The organism is Pseudomonas sp. Sample_24, from assembly GCF_004307605.1.
Taxonomy (GTDB): domain Bacteria; phylum Pseudomonadota; class Gammaproteobacteria; order Pseudomonadales; family Pseudomonadaceae; genus Aquipseudomonas.
Window position 1 is genome coordinate 2736 of record NZ_RCNW01000032.1, and the last position, 1831, is coordinate 4566.

Annotated in this window: 3 protein-coding genes; all 3 read left to right on the forward strand. The window is 56.4% G+C overall.

All coding sequences use genetic code 11. The features are described 5' to 3' along the window. A partial coding sequence (locus tag D8V06_RS01575) for an FAD-dependent oxidoreductase (protein WP_130930314.1) occupies nucleotides 1-1008 on the forward strand: 1008 nt, incomplete at its 5' end. After that, complete coding sequence (rsmG, locus tag D8V06_RS01580) at nucleotides 1005-1649, forward strand: 16S rRNA (guanine(527)-N(7))-methyltransferase RsmG (protein WP_056854263.1); 645 nt, start codon at nucleotides 1005-1007, stop codon at nucleotides 1647-1649. The genes D8V06_RS01575 and rsmG, both read left to right, overlap by 4 nt. 18 nt (nucleotides 1650-1667) lie before the next feature. Next, the coding region (locus tag D8V06_RS01585; protein ID WP_153189246.1) for an AAA family ATPase at nucleotides 1668-1831 on the forward strand (164 nt) is incomplete at its 3' end.

Sequence of the window (1831 nt, forward strand, 5' to 3'; positions counted from 1 at the left end):
TTCATCGAACCGGAAGGTTTGACCACCAACGAGCTGTATCCGAACGGGATATCCACATCCTTGCCGTTCGACGTGCAATTGCAGATCGTGCAATCGATCCGCGGCATGGAAAACGCGCACATCGTGCGTCCGGGCTATGCCATCGAGTACGACTACTTCGATCCGCGTGACCTGAAATACAGCCTGGAAACCAAGGTGATCGGCGGTCTGTTCTTCGCCGGGCAAATCAATGGCACCACCGGTTATGAGGAGGCCGGCGCCCAGGGTTTGCTGGCCGGCACCAACGCCGCGCTGCGTGCGCAGGGCAAAGATGCCTGGTGTCCGCGTCGCGATGAGGCGTATATCGGGGTGTTGGTCGACGACCTGATTACCCTTGGCACCCAAGAGCCGTACCGGATGTTCACTTCCCGTGCCGAATACCGTTTGATTCTGCGCGAAGATAATGCCGACCTGCGCTTGACTGAAAAAGGTCGCGAATTGGGACTGGTCGATGACGCTCGTTGGGCGGCTTTCTGCAAAAAACGCGAAAGCATCGAACTGGAAGAGCAACGTCTGAAGAGCACCTGGGTCCGCCCGGGTACCGAGCAAGGCGATGCGATTTCCGAAAAATTCGGCACGCCGCTGACCCACGAATACAACTTGCTCAATCTCTTGAGCCGTCCGGAAATCGACTACGCTGGTCTGATTGCCGTAATCGGTAACGGCGCAGAAGATCCGCAAGTGGCCGAACAAGTCGAAATCAAGACCAAGTACGCCGGTTACATTGATCGTCAACAGGATGAAATTGCCCGTCTGCGCGCAAGTGAAGACACCAAACTGCCTGTGGATATCGATTACACGAATATTTCCGGTCTCTCCAAAGAGATACAGAGCAAACTCGGTGCAACCCGTCCGGAAACTCTGGGCCAGGCGTCGCGGATTCCGGGGGTTACGCCGGCAGCCATTTCGCTGTTGATGATTCATTTGAAAAAACGCGGCGCGGGCCGTCAGTTGGAGCAAAGCGCTTGAGTTCGTTGGTCACTTCGCAACACGCAGATGAGTTATCCACAGGTGCCCGCCAGCTTGGTGTCACGCTGACAGAAACCCAGCATGCGCAGCTGCTGGGCTATCTGGCTCTGTTGATCAAGTGGAACAAGGCCTACAACCTGACCGCGGTTCGTGATCCCGACGAAATGGTCTCGCGTCATTTGCTCGATAGCCTGAGCGTGATGTCATTCATCGAAAACGGTCGCTGGCTGGATGTCGGCAGTGGTGGCGGCATGCCTGGTATCCCGCTGGCCATCCTGTTTCCTGAGGCGCAAGTGACTTGCCTGGACAGTAACGGCAAGAAAACCCGCTTCCTGACCCAGGTCAAACTCGAACTCAAACTGGATAACCTGCAAGTTATCCACAGTCGCGTTGAAGCATTCCAGCCTGCAGAGCCTTTTAACGGGATCATCTCCCGGGCTTTCAGCAGCATGGAAAACTTCACAAACTGGACTCGCCACCTTGGCGACGCCGACACCCGTTGGCTGGCAATGAAGGGCGTTCATCCCGCCGATGAGCTGGTAGCATTGCCGGCAGACTTCCACCTCGATAGCGAACATGCCCTGGCCGTACCCGGTTGCCAAGGCCAACGTCATCTGCTGATACTGCGCCGCACGGCATGATTGGGAACACAAGCAAGAATGGCTAAGGTATTCGCGATAGCGAACCAGAAAGGTGGTGTGGGCAAGACCACTACCTGCATCAACCTCGCAGCATCCCTCGTCGCCACCAAGCGTCGGGTGTTGTTGATCGATCTCGATCCACAGGGCAACGCCACCATGGGTAGCGGTGTGGATAAACACGG